Source organism: Cryobacterium sp. MDB2-A-1 (genome assembly GCF_004402675.1).
GTDB classification, from domain to species: Bacteria; Actinomycetota; Actinomycetes; order Actinomycetales; family Microbacteriaceae; genus Cryobacterium; species Cryobacterium glucosi.
Genome location: NZ_SOFK01000051.1, coordinates 82,831 through 103,458, shown reverse-complemented (window position 1 = coordinate 103,458; position 20,628 = coordinate 82,831). Strand labels below are relative to the sequence as shown.

At 68.0% G+C, this 20,628-nt stretch carries 20 protein-coding genes; all 20 read left to right on the top strand.

Annotated features, from left to right (window positions below):
• The first annotated feature begins 4 nt into the window (after positions 1–4).
• The 20 genes from E3O39_RS18280 (at position 5) to E3O39_RS18185 (ending at position 20,595) form a co-directional block, all read left to right on the top strand.
• Positions 5–415 (top strand): DUF3040 domain-containing protein, encoded by a 411-nt coding sequence (locus E3O39_RS18280; RefSeq protein ID WP_134446102.1) that lies wholly within the window; start codon positions 5–7, stop codon positions 413–415.
• 258 nt (positions 416–673) lie between these two features.
• Complete coding sequence (gene mraZ, locus E3O39_RS18275) at positions 674–1,105, top strand: division/cell wall cluster transcriptional repressor MraZ (RefSeq protein ID WP_134446101.1); 432 nt, start codon at positions 674–676, stop codon at positions 1,103–1,105.
• A gap of 98 nt (positions 1,106–1,203) precedes the next feature.
• On the top strand, positions 1,204–2,157 hold the full coding sequence (gene rsmH / locus E3O39_RS18270) for a 16S rRNA (cytosine(1402)-N(4))-methyltransferase RsmH (protein ID WP_134446133.1): 954 nt from the start codon (positions 1,204–1,206) through the stop codon (positions 2,155–2,157).
• Positions 2,154–2,807: a hypothetical protein gene (locus E3O39_RS18265; RefSeq protein ID WP_134446100.1), complete on the top strand. Its 654-nt coding sequence runs from the start codon at positions 2,154–2,156 to the stop codon at positions 2,805–2,807. Before rsmH ends, E3O39_RS18265 begins: the two co-directional genes overlap by 4 nt.
• A 65-nt stretch (positions 2,808–2,872) precedes the next feature.
• Positions 2,873–4,660: a penicillin-binding protein 2 gene (locus tag E3O39_RS18260; RefSeq protein ID WP_241975250.1), complete on the top strand. Its 1,788-nt coding sequence runs from the start codon at positions 2,873–2,875 to the stop codon at positions 4,658–4,660.
• 13 nt (positions 4,661–4,673) lie between these two features.
• Positions 4,674–6,218, top strand: coding sequence for a Mur ligase family protein (locus tag E3O39_RS18255; RefSeq protein WP_134446099.1), 1,545 nt, complete (start codon positions 4,674–4,676; stop codon positions 6,216–6,218).
• Positions 6,219–7,682, top strand: a complete 1,464-nt coding sequence (gene murF / locus E3O39_RS18250; RefSeq protein ID WP_134446098.1) for a UDP-N-acetylmuramoyl-tripeptide--D-alanyl-D-alanine ligase — start codon at positions 6,219–6,221, stop codon at positions 7,680–7,682.
• Positions 7,679–8,770: a phospho-N-acetylmuramoyl-pentapeptide-transferase gene (mraY, locus tag E3O39_RS18245; RefSeq protein WP_134446097.1), complete on the top strand. Its 1,092-nt coding sequence runs from the start codon at positions 7,679–7,681 to the stop codon at positions 8,768–8,770. Before murF ends, mraY begins: the two co-directional genes overlap by 4 nt.
• A gap of 2 nt (positions 8,771–8,772) precedes the next feature.
• A complete protein-coding gene (murD, locus tag E3O39_RS18240) occupies positions 8,773–10,317 on the top strand; it encodes a UDP-N-acetylmuramoyl-L-alanine--D-glutamate ligase (protein WP_134446131.1) in 1,545 nt (514 codons plus the stop codon).
• A complete protein-coding gene (ftsW, locus tag E3O39_RS18235; RefSeq protein ID WP_134446096.1) occupies positions 10,286–11,569 on the top strand; it encodes a putative lipid II flippase FtsW in 1,284 nt (427 codons plus the stop codon). Before murD ends, ftsW begins: the two co-directional genes overlap by 32 nt.
• Positions 11,566–12,681 carry a glycosyltransferase gene (locus E3O39_RS18230; protein ID WP_134446095.1) on the top strand — a complete coding sequence of 372 codons (1,116 nt, stop codon included), beginning with the start codon at positions 11,566–11,568 and terminating at the stop codon, positions 12,679–12,681. The genes ftsW and E3O39_RS18230 overlap by 4 nt, the downstream gene beginning before the upstream one ends.
• Positions 12,682–12,744: 63 nt before the next feature.
• Complete coding sequence (gene murC / locus E3O39_RS18225) at positions 12,745–14,151, top strand: UDP-N-acetylmuramate--L-alanine ligase (RefSeq protein WP_134446094.1); 1,407 nt, start codon at positions 12,745–12,747, stop codon at positions 14,149–14,151.
• A 9-nt stretch (positions 14,152–14,160) separates the two neighbouring features.
• Entirely contained in the window at positions 14,161–15,312 is a 1,152-nt protein-coding gene (locus E3O39_RS18220) for an FtsQ-type POTRA domain-containing protein (RefSeq protein ID WP_134446093.1), read from the top strand.
• Between the two features lie 202 nt (positions 15,313–15,514).
• Entirely contained in the window at positions 15,515–16,696 is a 1,182-nt protein-coding gene (ftsZ, locus tag E3O39_RS18215; RefSeq protein ID WP_134446092.1) for a cell division protein FtsZ, read from the top strand.
• Between the two features lie 7 nt (positions 16,697–16,703).
• Positions 16,704–17,396 carry a YggS family pyridoxal phosphate-dependent enzyme gene (locus E3O39_RS18210; protein ID WP_241975251.1) on the top strand — a complete coding sequence of 231 codons (693 nt, stop codon included), beginning with the start codon at positions 16,704–16,706 and terminating at the stop codon, positions 17,394–17,396.
• A 35-nt stretch (positions 17,397–17,431) separates the two neighbouring features.
• The gene (locus E3O39_RS18205; RefSeq protein ID WP_134446091.1) at positions 17,432–17,968 is read left to right on the top strand and encodes a cell division protein SepF; all 537 of its coding nucleotides are present in this window, start codon (positions 17,432–17,434) and stop codon (positions 17,966–17,968) included.
• 8 nt (positions 17,969–17,976) lie between these two features.
• A complete protein-coding gene (locus tag E3O39_RS18200; protein WP_134446090.1) occupies positions 17,977–18,273 on the top strand; it encodes a YggT family protein in 297 nt (98 codons plus the stop codon).
• Between the two features lie 138 nt (positions 18,274–18,411).
• Positions 18,412–19,038, top strand: coding sequence for a DivIVA domain-containing protein (locus E3O39_RS18195; protein WP_134446089.1), 627 nt, complete (start codon positions 18,412–18,414; stop codon positions 19,036–19,038).
• Complete coding sequence (gene lspA, locus E3O39_RS18190) at positions 19,028–19,666, top strand: signal peptidase II (protein WP_134446088.1); 639 nt, start codon at positions 19,028–19,030, stop codon at positions 19,664–19,666. The genes E3O39_RS18195 and lspA overlap by 11 nt, the downstream gene beginning before the upstream one ends.
• Positions 19,667–19,674: 8 nt before the next feature.
• Complete coding sequence (locus E3O39_RS18185; protein WP_134446087.1) at positions 19,675–20,595, top strand: RluA family pseudouridine synthase; 921 nt, start codon at positions 19,675–19,677, stop codon at positions 20,593–20,595.
• The last annotated feature ends 33 nt before the right edge of the window (positions 20,596–20,628 follow it).

The following is a 20,628-nucleotide window of genomic DNA, read 5'->3' as shown; positions in this document are numbered from 1 at the left end:
TAAGATGCCGCTTTCGGAACAAGAGCAGCGACTCCTTGAAGAGATGGAGCGCGGGCTCTACCACAACGACTCCGACTTCGTCGCGACCGTTGGCGGTTCATCGCTTCGCCCGAACTACCGCTCGATCGCCCTCGGCGTTCTCGCGGTCGTCGCCGGTATCGGGGGACTGATCGCCGGAGTCGCAGTGCAGCAGCTGTGGCTCGGAATCCTCGGCTTCGTCGTCATGTTCGCAGGGGTATTGCTCGCCACGTCACCGGGCAAGGCCGCCCGCAGGCTGTCGTCCTCCGGCTTCTCATCCTCCGGCACGTCACCGTCCGGGACGAGCGGGTCACGCCCGTCGGGTTCCGGCAAGTCCGGCCGCGGGTTCATGGACCGTCTCAATGACCGTTGGGATCGACGCCAGGACGGCAACTAGCCCTTCGGCTCCCATCCTCCACAGCACGACCGAAACTTCACAAAAGCAGGGCCGATCACAGATCGGCCCTTTTTTTGTGCCCAAAATCGACTCTCGACCCCGCTCGCCCTTGGATTTCCCTCCACCCATCACTTAGCCTGTTCATCTGGTATTTTTCTAGAAATTTACTCGTTGATCGTGGCATTTCCCGTTTTCGTGGTCCAAAGTGGAGTAAAGTGGAGTAACACCTGAACTTGGCCGGAAGAGAAGGGGTGATGAATGTTCCTCGGGACCTATGCCCCCAAGCTCGACGACAAGGGACGCGTCATCCTCCCCGCGAAGTTCCGTGAGCAGTTGTCCACCGGCATCGTGATGACCCGCGGCCAGGAGCACTGCCTCTACGTCTTCACGACCCGGGCGTTCGAGGAACTGCACGAAAAGATCAAGCAGGCCCCGATCACGAGCAAGCAGGGCCGTGACTTCCTCCGGGTCTTCACCTCCGGAGCCAGTGCGGAAACTCCCGACAGCCAGAACCGCGTCACCATCCCCGCCAACCTCCGCAGCTATGCCGGCCTCGACCGCGAACTCACGGTGATCGGTGCGGGCGACCGTGTCGAGATCTGGGATACCGAGGCCTGGGACCTGTACCTCGCCGAACAGGAAACCTCGTTCGCCAACACCACGGAGGAGGTGATTCCGGGACTCTTCTAGAACCTGGCGCCTGACTCCCAGCCGTACGCCCTGACACACTTCCCCGGTGCCAGGACTGCCGGATGGGGATCAGGATCCAGGAACTACTCCCCGGGACCATGAACATCGACGAAATCCATACCCCCGTACTGCTCGAACGCTGTGTCGAGCTCCTCGCGCCGGCCCTGAACCAGCCCGGCGCCGTGCTCGTCGACGCGACCCTCGGCATGGCCGGGCACTCCGAGGCCTTCCTGACCCGCTTCCCAGGACTCACCCTCGTCGGCCTCGACCGTGACCTCGAGGCGCTCTCGATCGCCGAGGAGCGCCTCAAGCCGTTCCGCGACCGGATCCACCTCGTGCACACCGTCTACGACGGCATCCAGGACGCCCTCGACTCCCTCGGCATCGAAGAGGTCCAGGGCGTGTTCTTCGACCTCGGAGTCTCCTCGCTCCAGCTCGACCGGGTCGAACGCGGTTTCTCGTACTCCAAGGACGCTCCGCTCGACATGCGGATGGACAACACGAGCGACCTGACGGCGGAGCACATCCTCGCGACGTACAGCGAGTCCGAACTGCGCCGGATCTTCCACGAGTACGGCGAAGAGAAACTCGCGGCACGCTACGCCAAGGCCATCGTCGAGGCTCGGTCCACCGCCCCTCTCGTCCGCTCTGCCGAGCTCGTCGCGATCCTCACGAAGGTCACCCCCGTCGTCGTCCAGCGCACCGGACACCCGGCGAAGCGGGTCTTCCAGGCCCTGCGCATCGAGGTCAACCAGGAACTCTCCGTTCTCGAACGCGCGATCCCCGCCGCCCTCGACGCCGTCGCCGTGCACGGCCGGATCGTCGTGGAGGCCTACCAGTCGCTCGAGGACCGGATCGTCAAGAAGGCGCTCGCCCGGGCATCCACCTCGAGCGCCCCCGCCGGCCTGCCCATCGAGCTGCCGGAACACAAGCCACTGTTCACACAGTTGATCCGGGGCGCCGAACTCGCCTCGGAAGAAGAAAAGGCGAGAAACCCCCGTGCGACGTCGGTCAGACTTCGCGCCGCCGAGCGACTGAGGAGAGCCGGATGAGCGACAATCTCGCACGCGTGCTGCGACCGAACTGGGAAAGTGCCCCCCGGCACGACACCCCCGACCAGAAACCGCTGGACGCTCCGGCAGGCCAGCCAGGCTCGCGGCTTCGCCACATCGAGATCGTCGCAACGCGCAGCCAGCGCCGGGCACGACCCAAGATCGCCTTCGCCCTGTCCGCCGTCGCCGGGGTTGCGGTGATCATTGTCGCGCAGCTCCTGCTGAGCGTCGGAATCTCGCAGGGCGCGTACGAGGTGTCCCGCCTGCAGGCCAGCCAGACGGAACTCAGCCGCACCGCCGACAGCGTCACGGAGGACCTCGTCCGGGTCTCCTCCCCGCAGAGCCTCGCGGCCAACGCCGAGGCCATCGGCATGATCAGCAACTCCAACCCGGTCTACCTGCGCCTCTCCGACTCCGCAGTGCTCGGCGCCCCGAGTTCCGCAACGGGCAGTCAGGCCGGTGCGGCGAGTCTCGTGCCGAACGCGCTGCTCACCGGCGTACCTTTGGTGACACAGCCAGCCCAGGCCACCGGGCAGGGCGCGAGCGTCGCCGGCGCCGCGACGTCACCAGCCACCACGACCGCCCCGACAACCTCAACCGCCGCCGTGCCAGCCCCTGGCGCCGGACTCCCGACGCCCACGACTCGCTAGAACGCATTCCCGCACGAGCCGGGGTGCCACAACCGCGGCCCCGTCCGCAGTAAGGAACCGAAACTGTGGGTGTCAGTGCCAGGTCGACGCGCAGCGGCAAGCGCCGCATCGCGATCACGGTCGTTCTCCTCTTCGCGATCGTCGCACTCTTCGTGGTCAGGCTCGTCGACATCCAGGTCGTCCGTGCCGACACCCTCAGCGCCGATTCACTCGGCAACCGATCGGTCGAGCAGCCCATCTACGGCTCACGCGGTGACATCGTCGACGCCAACGGCGTCGTACTCGCCGGGACGGTGATGCGCTACAACATCACGCTGTCTCCCCGCAATGCCGTCGAGTTCACCCGCACAACGGCGGCGGGAGACCAGACGGTCACCGTCGCCCAGGCCGCTGCGGAGGTCGGCGCCATCACCGGTCAGACCGGAGACGCGATCCTCGCGATCATCTCTTCGTCGCTCGCCGCCAATCCCGCGTCGGATTACGCCATGGTGACCAAGGCAGTGGATGTCTCTGTGTTCCGGGCGGTCGACGCGCTCGAGATCCCGTGGATCTACTTCGAGAAGAAGCCCGGCCGGGTGTACCCGGACGGTGCGGTCGCAGGCAACCTCGTCGGATTCGTGTCGTCAGAGGGTGAAGCCCAGGCCGGCCTTGAAATCGGCCAGGACTCCTGCCTCGCGAGCACCGACGGAACGGAGACCTACGAGAAGGGCGCAGACGGCGTCCGGCTGCCGCAGAGCACCGTCACGGAGAAGGCGGCCGTCGACGGCGGAGATGTCGTGACGACGATCGACTCCGACCTGCAGTGGTTCGTCCAGCAGGCCCTGGCCAAGCAGGCCCAGGCCACCGGCGCGGCGTGGGGAACGGTCGTGGTGCAGGAGGTCAAGACCGGGAAGCTCGTCGCGGTCGCCGACTATCCCAGTGTCGACCCGAACAACGTCAACGGAACGACCAACCCCGATGACCGCGGCTCGCGCGCTTTCACGGCCTCCTTCGAACCGGGGTCGACCTTCAAGGCGCTCACCGCGGCATCCGTTCTCGATGCGGGCAAGGCCACGGTGAATACCCAGGTCGTCGCGCCCTATCGATACCTGCCGGGCAACGGCGCGAACATCAACGACAGTTCCGGTCACGCCGACCTGCACCTCACCCTCACCGGCGTGCTGATCGAATCCTCGAACACCGGTATGTCCAAGTTCGGCGAACTGCTGACCGACAAGCAGCGCTATGACTACATGACCAAGTTCGGCCTCGGCACTGCGACGGAGGCGGGGTTCCCCGCCGAAGACTCCGGAATCCTGCATCCCTACGACGAATGGGACCCCCAGACCAAGTACGCCACCATGTTCGGCCAGGGCCTGACCACGACGGCGCTCCAGATCGCGAGCATCTACCAGACCATTGCGAACAAGGGCGTCCGGTTGCCCGTCCAGCTCGTCGCCGGCTGCCGCCAGGCGGACGGCACCATGACGAATGTGCCGGCAGCAGCGGGAACCCAGGTCGTCTCGGCATCGGCCGCGCACGACACCTCGGACATGCTTGAGATGGTGTACCAGAAGGCCTGGCTGTCCAAGGTCTGGAACATTCCCGGCTACCGGGTCGCCTCGAAGACCGGAACGGCCCAGATGCCGGACGGCCACGGCGGGTACACCCACGGGTACCTTGTGTCGGTTTCCGGGTTCGCTCCCGCAGACGATCCGGAGTACGTCGTTTCGGTCAGTCTCGCCGATCCTGTTAAACTGAATTCGTCTGCAGCGCCCGCTCCGATCTTCCAGGAGGTCATGAGCCAGGTGCTGAAGAAGTACCGGGCAGTTCCATCGGGCGCTCCAGCGCCTGCCCTTCCCGGTACCTGGTAAGAAAGCGAGCCCCGTGACCGAGTTGGCACCATCGGCTCTCCGTCCTCAGCACCCGGTTGCGCGGTCGTTGTCGGGCATGGTTGATGAATTCGAACTTTTCCTGCGCGGCGACATCGAGGGTCTCGAAGTCTCCGGCGTGAGTATCTCCTCCCGTTCCGTCCAGCCGGGCGACCTGTACGTCGGTGTTCCCGGGCGAGCCTTCCACGGCGCGAGCTTCGCCGACGACGCCAGGGAGGCCGGAGCCGTCGCCATCCTGACCGATGAGGCCGGTGCGCTCGTCGCCGCCGGAAGCGGCCTGCCGATCCTCGTCACCCCGGACGCGCGCGCCGCTCTCGGCGCGGTCGCCGCCTGGATCTACCGGACCGACGAGAACCCGGCAACGCTCTTCGCAGTGACCGGAACGAATGGCAAGACGAGCGTCGTCTACCTCCTCGTCGCCATCCTGAACCAGCTCGGCGTCGTCACAGGCCTCACCTCGACCGCGGAACGCCGCATCGGCGACCTCGCCGTCGTGAGCTCGCTCACCACCCCGGAGGCCACCGAACTGCATGCCCTTCTCGCCAGGATGCGCGAAGCCGAAGTGCGCGCCGTCGCGATCGAGGTCTCCGCGCAGGCCCTCAGCAGGCACCGCGTCGACGGGCTCGTCTTCGATGTCGCAGGGTTCACCAACCTCAGCCACGACCACCTCGACGACTACGCCAGCCTCGACGAGTACTTCCAGGCCAAACTCGAACTCTTCCAGCCCGACCGGTCCCGGCGCGGCGTCATCACCGTGGACTCCGAATGGGGCCAGCGGATCGTCGCAGAGTGCCGCATCCCGGTGACGACCCTCAGCATCCATCCAGAGGTCGACGCCGACTGGCACCTCTCGATCGTGTCGGAGGACGCCCTCTACACGGAGTTCCTGCTCGAGGGGCCGGAGGGCCGCCGTCTGCAGACCCGTGTTCCGCTGATCGGCTGGTTCATGGCCGCGAACGCCGCACTGGCCATCCTGATGCTCGTCGAATCCGGCTACGACCTCGATGCCATCAATCACACCCTCGCCCGCGACGGCGGCATCGACGTCTACATCCCGGGGCGCACCGAGCGCATCTCCGGCGACCGCGGACCGCTCGTCTACATCGACTACGGTCACAGCCCGGACGCCTTCCTCAACACCCTCGCGGCCATCCGCACCTTCACGCCGGGGCGACTGTTCATGGTCTTCGGCGCCGACGGCGACCGCGACACCACCAAGCGCGCGGCCATGGGTGCCATCGCAGCCAGGGGCGCAGACGTCGTCGTCATCACCGACTTCCACCCCCGCTACGAGGACCCGGCCTCGATCAGGGCCGCCCTGATCGCCGGCGCCCGAGAGGCCGTCCCCGACGTGGAGCTCTACGAGGTCGCCGACCCGCGCACCGCCTTCCGCACCGCGCTCGGCCTCGCGGTCGAGGGCGACTCGATCCTCTACGCGGGCCCCGGCCACGAGAACTATCACGAAGTGAACGGCGTCAAGATCCCCTATTCCGCCCGCGACGATTCCCGGCTCGCGCTGCGCGAAGCGGGGTGGCAGTAGATGATCGCCCTCTCCCTCTCCGAGATCGCCGGCGCCGTCAACGGCGCCCTGCACCTCGACGGAGCCCTGAACGCCGACGGCTCGCCGACGACGCCGGCGACCGTCGTCTCCGGTGCCGTCGACACCGACTCGCGTGAGATCCGCCCCGGCGGCATCTTCGTCGCGAAGCCGGGGGAGACCACCGATGGTCACCTCTTCGCTCCTGCCGCGATCGACAACGGCGCCGCGCTCCTCATCGTCGAGCGCGCGCTCGACCTCCCCGTCGCCCAGATCATCGTCGCAGACGCGGTGGTCGCCCTCGGCGACCTCGCCACCTTCGTCGTGGCCCGCGTCCGCGCGGAGGGTCGGCTCCGGGTGATCGGCGTGACCGGGTCCAACGGAAAGACGACCACCAAGAACCTGCTGCGCGCCATCCTCGAACGCGTCGGCCCGACCGTCGCCGCCCGCGCCTCCTTCAACAACGAGGTGGGCGCGCCGATCACGATGCTCGCCGTCGACTTCGACACCCGGTTCCTCGTCGCCGAAATGGGCGCGAGCGGCATCGGCGAGATCGCCAGGCTGATCCGGATGGTCCGTCCGGACGTGGGGATCGTCCTCAAGGTCGGCCTCGCCCACGCCGGCGAATTCGGCGGAATCGAAGCGACCCTGGCCGCCAAGACCGAAATGGTCACCGACCTCCTCGCAACGGATGTCGCCGTGCTGAACGCCGACGACCCCCGCGTCGCCGGAATGCGGGCACACACCCGCGCCAGGGTGGTCTGGTTCGGCCAGGACGCCACCGGCACCTCGCGCGCACCGGACGGAACGGACTTCTCCGGCGTGCACGCGACCGGGATCGAGGTCTCGAGCAGCGGAACGACGTTCACCCTGCACCTCGCGGGCGGCGACACCCGCCCGGTGACCTTCCAGGTACTCGGAGAGCACCACGTGATGAACGCCCTCGCCGCTGCGGCCACCGCAGAGGTGCTCGGGATCGGCATCGACGACATCGTCGCGGCACTCGAATCCGTCGTCACGGCCGAACGCTGGCGGATGCAGGTGCTCGGCGGGCGTGACGGGGTCACGGTCATCAACGATGCGTACAACGCGAGCCCCGATTCGATGACGGCGGCCCTCAAGACCCTCGCCCAGATCCGGCGGCCGGGAGAACGCACCGTCGCCGTCCTCGGCGAAATGAGCGAACTCGGCGAATTCTCCGGGGACGAGCACGACCGCATCGGACTGCTCGCCGTGCGACTCAACATCTCCCAGCTCGTCGTGGTGGGACTCGCCGCCCGCCGGATGCACATCAGCACGATCAACGAGGGGTCCTGGGACGGGGAGTCGCTCTTCGTCGACGACCAGGACGACGCCTTCGCCCTCCTCACCGCGACCATCCGCCCCGGTGACACGGTGCTCGTGAAGTCGTCGAACTCCGCGGGCCTCAGGTTCCTCGGCGACCGCCTCGGGGAGTTCTTCTCATGAGAGCCCTGCTGATGTCCGGCGCGATGTCGCTCGTCTTCACGTTGTCCCTGACCCCGCTGTTCATCCGGCTCTTCCACAAGCTCGGCTGGGGACAGTTCATTCGCGATGACGGCCCGAAGAGCCACCACGCCAAGCGCGGCACCGCGACCATGGGTGGCATCGTCATCATCCTCGGCACCCTGATCAGCTACTTCCTTGCGATGTGGCTCACGGGCACCCCGATCACGGCGTCCCCGTTGCTCGTGCTGTTCATGATGGTCGGACTCGGGCTCGTCGGATTCCTCGACGACTTCATCAAGACCCGGAACCAGCGCAGCCTCGGCCTCGGCGGCTGGCAGAAGATCAGCGGGCAGGTGCTCGTCGCCGGCGTCTTCGCCGTTCTGGCGCTGCAGTTCCCGAACAGGCACGGCCTCACCCCGGCATCCACCAAGATCTCACTGTTGCGCGACCTGCCCCTCGACTTCATGAAGCTCGGGACCATCGTCGGGATCGCCCTGTTCATCGTCTGGATCTGCTTCCTCGTCGCGGCGACCTCCAACGGAGTGAACGTGACGGACGGCCTCGACGGGCTCGCGACCGGGTCATCGATCCTCGCCATCGGGGCGTACATCGTGATCGGCTTCTGGCAGTCCAACCAGGCCAGGTACGGGGGAGCGGACATCGGCGACCTCTACCGTTCCTACAACGTGCGCGACCCCCTCGACCTCGCCATCGTCGCCGCAGCGATCGTCGGCGGCCTGATCGGCTTCCTGTGGTGGAACACCTCACCCGCCAAGATCTTCCTCGGCGACACCGGGTCCCTCGCCATCGGCGGGGCGCTGGCCGCACTCGCGATCCTCAGCCGCACCGAGCTCCTGCTCGTGCTCCTCGGCGGCCTGTTCGTGATCGAAGCCGGCTCCGTGATCGTCCAGAGGGCGTACTTCAAGGTCACCCGGGGCAAACGGATCTTCCTGATGAGCCCGATCCACCACCACTTCGAGCTCAAGGGCTGGGCCGAGGTCACCGTCGTCGTCAGGTTCTGGATCGTCGGCGGACTCCTCGTCGCGGCGGGCGTCGGCTCGTTCTACCTCGAATGGCTGACCGCATGATGATGAGCAACAACCCATACGACACGCACTCTGGCCATCGCCGCCTCGACGGCCTCATCAGCTGGCACGCCGACTGGACCGGGCTCCGGGTCGCCGTCCTCGGCCTCGGCGTGACGGGCTTCGCCGCGGCGGACACCCTCGCCGAACTCGGCGCGGACGTCCTCGTCGTCGCCGGTAACGCCCCGGACGACCGGGCCAGGCTCCTCGGCGTGATCGGCGCCGGGCTCGTCCAGGCCGACCTGAGCGAAGTCCCCGCTGAACTCGCCGCCCACCGTCCGGAACTCCTCGTCGTCAGCCCCGGCTTCCACCCCGACCACCCGCTGCTGCTCTGGGCCGCCGCAGCCGGAATCCCCGTCTGGGGCGACATCGAACTGGCCTGGCGCCTGCGCGACAAGGTCGGCGCCCCGGCAGAGTGGATCCTCGTCACGGGCACCAACGGCAAGACCACGACCGTGCAGCTGACCGCGACGATCCTCGCCGCAGCAGGCCACCGGGTCGCCCCCTGCGGCAACATCGGCGTGCCCGTCCTCGACGCCGTCCGCGACCCGCTCGGCTGGGACGTGCTCGTCGTCGAACTCTCGAGCTACCAGCTGCACCACCTGCCACGCACAGGGCCGGGCGCCCTCGTGCCGTGGGCGAGCGTCTGCCTGAACATCGCGGACGACCACCTCGACTGGCACGGCTCCGCTGCCGCCTATCGCGAGGCAAAGGCCACCGTCTACGCCAACACCAAGATCGCGTGCGTCTACAACAAGGACGACGAGGCCACCCGCACGATGGTCGAGGACGCCGAAGTCCGCGAGGGCGCCCGCGCCATCGGCTTCGGCCTCGGCGTCCCCGGTCCGAGCGACCTCGGCGTCGTCGACGGCATCCTCTGCGACCGCGCCTTCCTCGAGGAACGCTTCGACACCGCGATCGAACTGACCACCGTGCCCGAGCTCCGCGCCCGCGGCCTCGGCGCCGCCCACCTCGTGGCCGACATCCTCGCCGCGAGTGCCCTCGCGCGGTCCTTCGACGTCGACGCACCGATCATCCATGACGTGCTCGAGACCTTCCAGCTCGACGAACACCGCATCGAGATCGTGGCAGACGCAGCGGGCATCCGCTGGGTCGACGACTCGAAGGCCACGAACCCGCACGCAGCGGATGCGTCGCTCGCCGCGTTCGACTCCGTGGTCTGGCTCGTCGGCGGCCTGCTCAAGGGCGTCGACATCGACCACCTCGTCAGCACCCACGTGCCCAGGCTCCGGGGCGCCGTCATCATCGGCGTCGATCGGGACGCCCTGCGGGCGGCATTCCTGCGACACGCCCCCGGGTTGCCCGTATTCGAGATCGATGCCGCTGACACTGGACAGGTGATGCCGAACGCCGTCGCTGCCGCGGCAGGCATCGCCGAGTCAGGTGACGTCGTGCTGCTCGCACCGGCGGCGGCATCGATGGACCAGTTCTCCGACTACGCAGCACGCGGCCGCCTCTTCGCGGAAGCCGTTCACGATTATCTGGGAGGTGAGGCGGATGGCGAGACTGCCCCTGGCTCGAACGCCTAGGACCGCAGCCCCCCACCAGCCGGCGCCCGAGGCGCACAACCCCGCCACCCGCATCCATCTCGGACGCGTGTTCAAGGCGGAATCGACGAGCTACTTCCTGCTGCTCGGAACGACCCTCTTCCTCGTCGCCTTCGGCCTCGTGATGGTGCTGTCCTCATCGTCGGTCGACTCCTACCTCGAGAACGCAGGCTTCTTCGGCACCGTGCTCCGCCAGGGCGGCTTCGCGGCCGTGGGTGTCCCGCTGATGCTCTTCGTCAGCCGGATGCCGATCAAGTTCTGGCAGCGGGTGGCCTGGCCGACCCTGATCATCGCGTGCCTGCTGCAGTGCCTCGTCGTCTTCACCCCGCTCGGCATCACCGTCGCAGGGAACACGAACTGGCTGTCCCTCGGCGGGGTCCAGTTCCAGCCGTCCGAGGCGATCAAGCTCGCGCTCGTCATCTGGCTCGGCATGATCCTCTCCCAGAAGCAGGACCTGCTCGACGACTGGCGCCACGTCTACATTCCCGTGTTCGGCGTCGGCGGCGGATCGATCATGCTCGTACTGATCGGCGGCGACCTCGGAACCGTCATCATCATGGCCGGAATCCTCTTCGGCGCGCTCTTCTTCGCGGGCGTCCGGCTGCGGATGCTCGCGCTCCCGCTCCTGGTCGGCACGGTCGCGGGCGTGCTCGTCGCCGTCTCGAGCTCCAACCGGATGACCCGCATCCTCTCCTTCCTGAACACCGGCTGCGACGACCACACCGGAACGATCTCCGCGGCGTGCTGGCAGCCGCTGCACGGCACCTGGGCACTCGCCAACGGCGGGATCTTCGGCGTCGGACTCGGCAACTCCAAGGCCAAATGGTCCTGGCTGCCCGCTGCGGACAACGACTACATCTTCGCGATCATCGGCGAGGAGCTGGGCCTGATCGGCGCCATCGTCGTGCTCGGCATGTTCATCCTGCTCGCGTTCGCCTTCCTGCGGATCATGCGCTCGAGCACGAGCGTGCAGGCGCGCGTGTCGACGGCCGCCGTGATGGTCTGGGTCATCGGCCAGGCGCTCGTCAATATCGGTGTCGTCCTCGGCGTCTTCCCCGTCCTCGGCGTCCCGCTTCCGCTCGTCTCCGCGGGCGGCACAGCCCTGCTCTCGACCCTGATCGCGATCGGCATCGTGCTGTCCTTCGCCCGCGCGCACCCCGATCCGGCCGGGCGCACCCCCGGCGGAACCGAGCACCCGGCGGCACGGCCCGGACCGAGACGGGTGTCCGAGTGACCACGTACCTCCTGGCCGGCGGCGGGACCGCCGGCCATGTCAACCCCCTGCTCGCGGTCGCCGATGCGATCCGCGCGCGCGAACCCGACGCGGTCATGATCGTGCTCGGCACCAGGGAAGGCCTCGAGGCCCGCCTGGTACCCGCACGCGGCTACGAGCTGATCTTCGTGCCACGGCTGCCGTTCCCGCGCCGCCCGAACCGCGCCGCCGTGCTCTTCCTGCCCCGGTTCAACCGCGCCGTCAGCGACCTCGCCGCCGTGCTCCGCGCCAGGAAGGTCGACGTCGTCGTGGGCTTCGGCGGCTACGTCTCGACGCCGGCCTACCTCGCGGCCCGCCGGGCGGGCATCCCGATCGCCATCCACGAGGCGAACTTCCGCGCGGGACTCGCGAACCGCCTCGGGGCCTGGCTGACCACGCGCGTCGGCGTCGTGTTCCCCGGAACCCGGATCCGCCACGGCCGGGTCGTGGGAATGCCGCTGCGGCCGGAGATCCAGAACCTCGACCGCCCCGGCGTCCGGGCGGAGGCGCTGCGCTTCTTCGACCTCGACCCCGGCCGGCCGACCCTCCTCGTCACGGGCGGGTCCCTCGGCGCGCGGCGCCTCAACGGCACGGCCGTGCAGTCAGCATCGGCGCTGGTCGCGGCCGGCTGGCAGGTGCTGCACATCACCGGGCAGAAATCCGAGGTCTCCGACCCGGCCATCGACCACTACCGGATGATCGAGTACTGCGACCGGATGGACCTCGCCCTCGCGAGCGCGGACTTCGCCGTCTCCCGGGCAGGGGCCGGGACGGTCTGCGAGCTCAGCGCGCTCGGCATCCCCGCCGTCTACGTGCCCTACCCGGTCGGAAACGGGGAACAGCGCTTCAACGCGGCCTCCGTCGTCGCCGCGGGTGGCGGGATCATCGTCGACGACGCGGCCTTCCTGCCCGCCTGGGTCGCTGACGAGCTCGTGCCGCTCCTCACCGACCGGCCGCGCGTGCGCAGGATGGGGGAGCTCGCGGCATCCGTCGGAGGCCGCGACGGCGCCGAGCGGATGGCGGACCTCGTCAGCGATGCCCTCGGCCAACCACACGGCGGCGTCAATCCGGCAATCCCTGGCGCCGACGCGTAACGTAGAGGCCGCACCACACCCGATTTCGACACTGAGATTCGACACTGAGAAGAGCGGCACCACGTGATCAAGCCCGACCTGAACCTCGTCATTCCTGCGGACCTGGGAACGGTACATTTCGTCGGCATCGGCGGTTCCGGAATGAGCGGCATCGCGCGGCTCTTCCTTGCGGCCGGCCACACCGTGACCGGCTCCGACGTGCGCGAGTCGGCGAACGTGCTCGCCCTGCGCGAGCTCGGAGCGCGGATCAGCATCGGCCACGCCGCGGAGAATGTCGGGGATGCCGATTCCCTCGTCGTCACTGGGGCGCTCTGGCAGGACAACCCCGAGTACGTCCTCGCCCTCGAGCGCGGCCTCCCGGTGCTGCACCGGGCCCAGGCGCTCGCCTGGCTGATCCAGAAGCACCGCCTCGTCTCCGTCGCCGGCGCACACGGCAAGACCACGTCGACCGGGATGATCGTCACGGGCCTGCTCGGCATCGGCAAGCACCCGAGCTTCGTCAACGGCGGAGTGATCGAGTCCCTCGGCGTCTCGGCGGGCGCGGGAACCGATGACCTGTTCGTTGTCGAGGCCGACGAATCCGACGGGTCCTTCCTGCTGTACAACACGGCCATCGCGCTCGTGACGAACGTCGATCCGGACCACCTCGACCACTACGGGTCCCTCGAAGCTTTCGAGGCCGCCTTCGTGCAGTTCTCCCACGCAGCCACCGAGCTCGTCGTGATCTCCGCAGACGACCCCGGCGCGGTCCGGGTCACCCGGAGCCTCACCGGCCAGAAGGTCGTCACCTTCGGCGAGGCCGCCGACGCGACCGTGCGCGTGCACTCCGTCGTGACGGATGGTCCCGTGAGCTTCTCCGTCTCGTATGCGGGCCAGGACTACTCAGCGACCCTGCGGATCCCCGGCAGGCACAACGCGATCAACGCGGCAGGCGCCTTCGCCGTGCTCGTCGGACTCGGCTGCGACCCCGCAGCGTCGCTCGCGGCCATTGCCACCTTCGGAGGCACCCAGCGCCGCTTCGAACTGCACGGCACCGTGAACGGCGTCAGTGTCTATGACGACTACGCCCACCACCCGACGGAGGTCGCGGCCGCGCTCACCGCGGCACGGACCGTCGTCGGGACCGGGCGCATCATCGCCGTGCACCAGCCGCACCTGTACAGCCGCACCCGCCTCTTCGCGCAGGAGTTCGCGGACACCCTCGAACGCACCGCTGACCAGACGGTCGTGCTCGGCGTCTACGGCGCCCGCGAGGATCCCGAGCCCGGCGTGACCGGCGCTCTGGTCTCCGGAAAGTTCCACGACGCATCCAAGGTCGCCTACGTGCCCGACTGGCAGGAGGCCGCCGACTACGTTGCGCGCATCGCCAGACCCGGCGACTTCGTCGTCACACTCGGCTGCGGTGACGTCTACCGGATCGTCCCCCAGCTGCTCGAATCGCTCGGCGACCGCGTCCAGGCCCAGGGATAGCACGGGGGAATGAGGCGACCAGAGGGCTTCGACCGGCCGGAGCAGCCGCCCACCAGGGACGGCGCCGCGCCCAGCGCTGCCACACCCGGCGGCCGGGGCACGAAGCGTTCGTCGCGCCGCCCCGCGGACACCGCGACTCCCGCCGGCGGCCGGGGAACGACCGACGGCACCAGCACCGAACCCATCACGGTCCCGAAACGCCGGCCAGAGCAGCCGCACCTCGCCTCCGTCTCGCCTCTGCACTCGTCAGGAGCGCAGCAGGCCGAACCCGTCACCGAGCCGATCACGACGGTGCCGGCGCGGTCACCGGGCGCACGGCCGCCGAAGGGGCGGGCGTCTGACGCAAAGACGGAGACCGCCGGTACGGCAGGGGAGGACGCAGAGCCCGCGCTGACCCCCGCAACGGCCCGGCGCAAGTTCCGCGCCGCCCGACGTGCGCGCAAGCGTTACGAACGCGAGGAGGTGCGCCGCTTCACCTGGCGCTCGCGCCGCCGCCGCACGGCCTGGCTCGTCGCGCTCGGTACCGTGGCCGCTCTCCTCGGGTTCGTTCTCATCGGGACGTACTCGCCGCTGATGGCGCTCCGCACGATCGAGGTCGTCGGGACCAGCCGGATCTCCGCCGACCAGGTCACCGCCGCGCTCGGCGACCAGCTCGGCACCCCGCTGCCCCTCGTGGACTTCGCGCGGATTCGCGAGGACCTCGGTACGTTCCCGCTGATCCAGAGCTACGTGACCGAGAGCAGGCCACCGGGCACCCTCGTGGTGCGGATCGTCGAACGGACGCCCGTCGGCACGGTCGTCGTCCCCGGCGGGTTCAACCTCGTCGATGCCGCGGGCGTCGTGATCCAGAACGGCCCTGCACGCCTGGCCGACTATCCCGTGATCGACGCGCGGGCCGGCGTCGGCAGCGCCGGGTTCCAGGCCGCGACGGCCGTCATCGCTGCCGTCCCGGATGCCGTCCGCCAGCAGCTCGACACGGTCACGGCGGCGACCACCGACGACGTGACCCTGGTCCTGACCGGTGGGGCCCGGGTGGTGTGGGGGAGTGCGGAGCGATCGGAGTACAAGGCCGTCGTGCTCGCCGCGCTCATCGTGAGCCACCCCGTCGGCACCGTCAAGGAATACGACGTCTCTTCTCCGGACAGCGCCGTCCTCCGCTGATCCGCGGGCCATCCGCCGGCCGGGGAACCGAGTCGTCCCGCCACGCGTAATCCGCACGGTGATTTTTCCGGGGTTGTTCGCGACACGCGGGCGCGCCTCCCCGGAGGGGGATGCGTGGCGCTTACCTTCGGAATCAGGAATTGCATACTCAGCATAACTTTAAACTTCGACCAGAGGTTTAGGGTTCCACCGGAGGCCGGACGTGTCAACAACAAACCAGAACTACCTCGCTGTCATCAAGGTTGTTGGAATCGGCGGCGGCGGCGTCAACGCTGTCAACCGCATGATCGAACTCGGCCTCCGTGGCGTCGAGTTCATCGCCATCAACACCGATGCCCAGGCGCTGCTGATGAGCGACGCCGACGTCAAGCTCGACGTCGGTCGCGACCTCACCCGTGGCCTCGGCGCCGGCGCGGACCCCGAGGTCGGCCGTCGTGCCGCCGAGGACCACGCCGAAGAAATCGAAGAAGCCCTCGCGGGAGCCGACATGGTCTTCGTGACCGCCGGCGAAGGCGGCGGCACCGGCACCGGCGGAGCACCCGTCGTCGCCCGCATCGCGAAGTCCATCGGCGCGCTCACCATCGGCGTCGTCACGAAGCCGTTCGGCTTCGAGGGCAAGCGCCGCCAGGCCCAGGCCGAGGCGGGTGTCGCCTCCCTCAAGAACGAGGTCGACACGCTCATCGTCGTGCCGAACGACCGCCTGCTGGAAATCAGCGACCGCGGCATCAGCATGCTCGAGGCCTTCGCAACGGCCGACCAGGTCCTCCTCGCCGGCGTGCAGGGCATCACCGACCTGATCACGACCCCCGGTCTGATCAACCTCGACTTCGCCGACGTGAAGTCCGTCATGCAGGGCGCGGGTTCCGCGCTCATGGGCATCGGCTCCTCACGCGGTGCAGACCGCGCCATCAAGGCGGCAGAACTCGCCGTCGCCTCCCCCCTGCTCGAGGCGTCCATCGACGGCGCACACGGAGTGCTCCTCTCGATCCAGGGCGGCTCGAACCTCGGCATCTTCGAGATCAACGACGCGGCCCGCCTCGTCCAGGAGGCCGTGCACCCCGAAGCCAACATCATCTTCGGTGCCGTCATCGACGACACCCTCGGTGACGAGGTCCGGGTGACGGTCATCGCAGCAGGCTTCGACGGCGGAGAACCCGGTGTCAAGGCCGTCGAGGTGCGCCACGCGGACCTCGTGGCCGCGGGTGTCGCCGCCGGCGCCGTCTCCGCTACGGCGGATGCTGCATCGGGCGGCGCTGCGAGCGTCTTCGGCACCGAAGAGGCAAGCGTCGCGACCTGGTCCGCCGGAGAAGCAGGGACGGCCGTCGCCGACCCGGCCTTCGAAGAAGACCCCGACGACCTGGACATCCCCGACTTCCTCAAGTAAACCCATCGTGACCGAATTGCGTCCTGAGCCGTCCGGCCTCGCCGGGCGGCTCGACGTCGTGCGCGAACGGGTCGCCTCGGCCGCCAGGGACGCGGGCAGGGACCCGGCGGACGTGACGACGATCGTCGTGACCAAGTTCCATCCCGTCACGATGATCGAGGAACTCCTCCGGCTCGGTGTGCACGATTTCGGCGAGAATCGCCACCAGGAGGCCCAGGAAAAGGCCGGCGCCCTGGCCGGCCGCGACCTCACCTGGCATTTCGTCGGCCAGGTCCAGGGCAAGAAGGCCCGGCAGGTGCGCTCATACGCTCACGTCGTGCATTCCGTCGACCGGGCGTCCCTCGCGACGGCCCTCGGCTCTGCCGATTCGTCCATCGACTGCTTCATCCAGGTGAACCTCACGGACGACCCCGCTCGCGGGGGCGTCGATCCCTCCGGGCTCGATGCGCTCGTCGAGCACGTGCTCGGCACGCCGGGATTGCGCTTGCTCGGGCTCATGGCCGTCGCCCCGCTCGGGGCGGAACCGGCAGCGGAGTTCGCCAGGGTCCGGTCACTCGGGGAGGGCATCCGAAGGGCCGCGCCCGAGGCGCGATTCCTGTCGATGGGCATGTCGCAGGACTATCCGGAGGCCATCCGCGAAGGGGCGACACACCTTCGAATTGGCACCGCAATCACCGGGAATCGCCCGACTCTCGGTTAATCTGAGTACGAAGAATCACCAACACGGAGGTCGAGATGTCCAACCCGCTCAAGAAAACCATGGTTTACCTGGGGCTGGCAGACGAAGAGCTGGAGTACGAGGCGCCCGTCGCCCCACCCGCGGCCGATCAGAATGCCGTCTCGAATTCCGCCCAGCCGAAGACTGCCGCGCCGCACCAGGCCGGCCCGTCCGCGACGCGCGTCGAGGGCTCTCACGGCACCAATGGCCGCGCCCCGGTGACCCCGCTGCGCAAGACCTCCACTCCCAAGAATGTGGCTGCCTCAGAAATGAATGAAATCCTCACCGTCCACCCGCGCCAGTACCGCGATGCCCAGCTGATCGCGGAATCCTTCCGCGAGGGCATTCCGGTCATCATCAACCTCTCCCAGATGAGTGACGCCGACGCGCGCAGGCTCATCGACTTCGCAAGCGGCCTCTCCCAGGGCCTCTACGGCAAGATCGAACGGGTCACCGCCAAGGTGTTCCTGCTCTCGCCGTCCCACATCGTCGTCTCGGGCGACAACGCCGCCGAGGAGTCCGACACGGAGTCGTCCTTCTTCGCGCAGTCATAGTCTCGGCCGTGTTCGTCGTCACACTGCTCGCCTGGATCATCTATTACGCCCTGCTGTTGTATTTCTTCGTCATGTGGGGACGCTTCATCGTCGACCTCGTCCGCAGCGTCAATCGCTCGTGGCGCCCGCAGGGAATCACGCTCGTTCTGGTCGAATTCATCTACGTGGTCACCGATCCACCGGTCAAATTCTTCCGGCGCATCCTGCCGCCACTGCGCGTCGGCCCGATCGCATTCGACTTCGGCTGGAGCCTGACCATGCTCTGCACGATCATCGGCATGGGCGTCGTCGGCGCTCTCCGGTAGTTCTCGCGTCCGTTCCGGAGTGCGGCATGTATTCTTGATCGAGGCGTACCGGGTTCACGTGTGCAACACGCTCCGTCCGGTAGCGTCAACTATTCGTTCGACAAAAAGTTCTCAACTGAGTTTTAAGGGTGGAAAGCCATGGCGCTAACTCCGGAAGATGTAGTCAACAAGCGGTTCCAGTCGACCAAGTTCCGTGAAGGATACGATCAGGACGAGGTGGATGACTTCCTCGACGAGGTCGTCGTCGAGCTTCGCCGCCTGACTGCCGAAAACGAGGAGCTCCGCGCCGGTGTCAGCACCGAAGCCGGAAGCACTCCCGTCGTCGCCCCCGTCGAAGCCGTCAAGGCTCCCGAGGTCGTTCCCGCGCCCGTCGTCGTTCCCGCGGTCGTCGCCGCAGCGGCTCCCGTGGCCGAGCCGATCGACGAGACCGCCGGCACCACGAACCTGCTGCAGCTGGCCCGCCGCCTGCACGAGGAACACGTCAAGGAAGGCGCCGAGAAGCGCGACGCCCTCATCGCGGAGGGCCACGCAACTGCGGCCCGCCTCGTTGCGGAGGCCGAAGCCAAGCAGCGCGCACAGAACACGATCCTGGACAAGGAACGCTCCGTCCTCGAGAACAAGATCGACGGGCTCCGCACCTTCGAGCGCGAATACCGCCAGAAGCTGAAGAGCTACATCGAGGGCCAGCTGCACGACCTCGACGCTGCCTCACCGGTCGGCGCCGAGAGCGCGCAGAAGCCGAGCTACCAGGGCTTTGGCTCCTAAGGTCCGAACGAAAGGGCGATCCAGCGCGCTCATCGTTCTGGGCCTCGCCGCGCTGGGCGTCTATGCGCTCGACCAGACGGCCAAGTTCCTCGTCGTCAGTTCGCTGACCGAAGGAAGTACCGTCCGGGTTCTGGGGGATGTGCTGCAATGGCACTACGTCCGGAACCCGGGCGCGGCGTTCAGCCTCGCCACCGGCATGACGTGGATCTTCACGATCATCGCCGCGGCGGTCGTCGTGTTCATCGTGATCTTCGCCGGGCGCATCCGCTCCCTGGCGTGGGCGCTCGTCTTCGGCCTGCTCCTCGGCGGCGTGCTCGGAAACCTCACCGACCGGCTTTTCCGGGAGCCGTCCTTCGGCCTGGGCCACGTCGTCGACTTCATCACGACACCCTGGTTGATCCCCGCCATTTACAACGTCGCGGACGCGTCGATCGTCACGAGCATGGTGATCTTCATGATCCTCACCATCCGCGGCATCGGCCTCGACGGACGCAGGGCCGTGCGCGAGCCGGCCGGCACCTCCGATGCCACCGCCGATGATGCCGATCCGGCCGACCCCGGCTCGGCCCCGGCCCCGCCCCTGCCCGCCGAAGGCACCCCGGCAACACCCACCCAGTTAGCACCCTGATTCCCCCCATGGAAACCCGCTCCCTCCCCCTTCCGGACGGCCTCGCCGGCGTTCGCGTCGACGCCGGCATCGCCAAACTCCTCGGTTTCTCCCGCAGCTTCGCCGCAGAGGTCGCCGAGGCAGGCGGTGTCGCGATCGACGGCGTCGTGGTCGGCAAGTCCGACCGCCTGCACGCGGGAAGCTGGCTCGAGGTGAACTGGCAACCGAAGGACGCTCTCGAAATCGTTCCGATCGAGGTCCCCGACCTCACGATCGTCTACGACGACGAGAGCATCGTCGTCGTGAACAAGCCCTCCGGTGTCGCGGCCCACCCGAGCGTCGGCTGGACGGGCCCGACGGTTCTCGGCGCGCTCTCCGCCGGCGGCTACCGGATCGCGACCTCTGGGGCCTCGGAGCGCGCGGGCATCGTGCATCGCCTCGACGTGGGCACGAGCGGACTCATGGTCGTCGCGAAGTCGGAGACGGCGTACGTCGCCCTCAAGAAGGCCTTCCACGACCGCGAGGTCGAGAAGATCTACCATGCCGTCGTGCAGGGCCATCCCGACCCGAGTGCAGGCACGATCGACGCGCCCATCGGCAGGCACCCGCGCTCCGACTGGAAATTCGCGGTCATCGCCGGCGGCAAAGACTCGGTCACCCACTACGAGACCCTCGAGGCCTTCCCCTCGGCGTCCCTGCTCGAAGTGCACCTGGAGACGGGACGCACCCACCAGATCCGGGTACACATGGCCGCCCAGCGGCATCCGTGCGTCGGCGACGCCATGTACGGTGCAGACCCCTCGATCACGGCCAGGCTGGGACTCACCCGGCAGTGGCTGATCGCCAAACAGCTTGCGTTCTTCCACCCGGAATCCCGGGAATGGGTCACCTTCTCCGCCGAATACCCCGCGGACCTCGAGCATGCCCTGACCGTGCTCAGGGATGTCTAGGCCAGGAACACCACACACCATCTACCGGAGCAT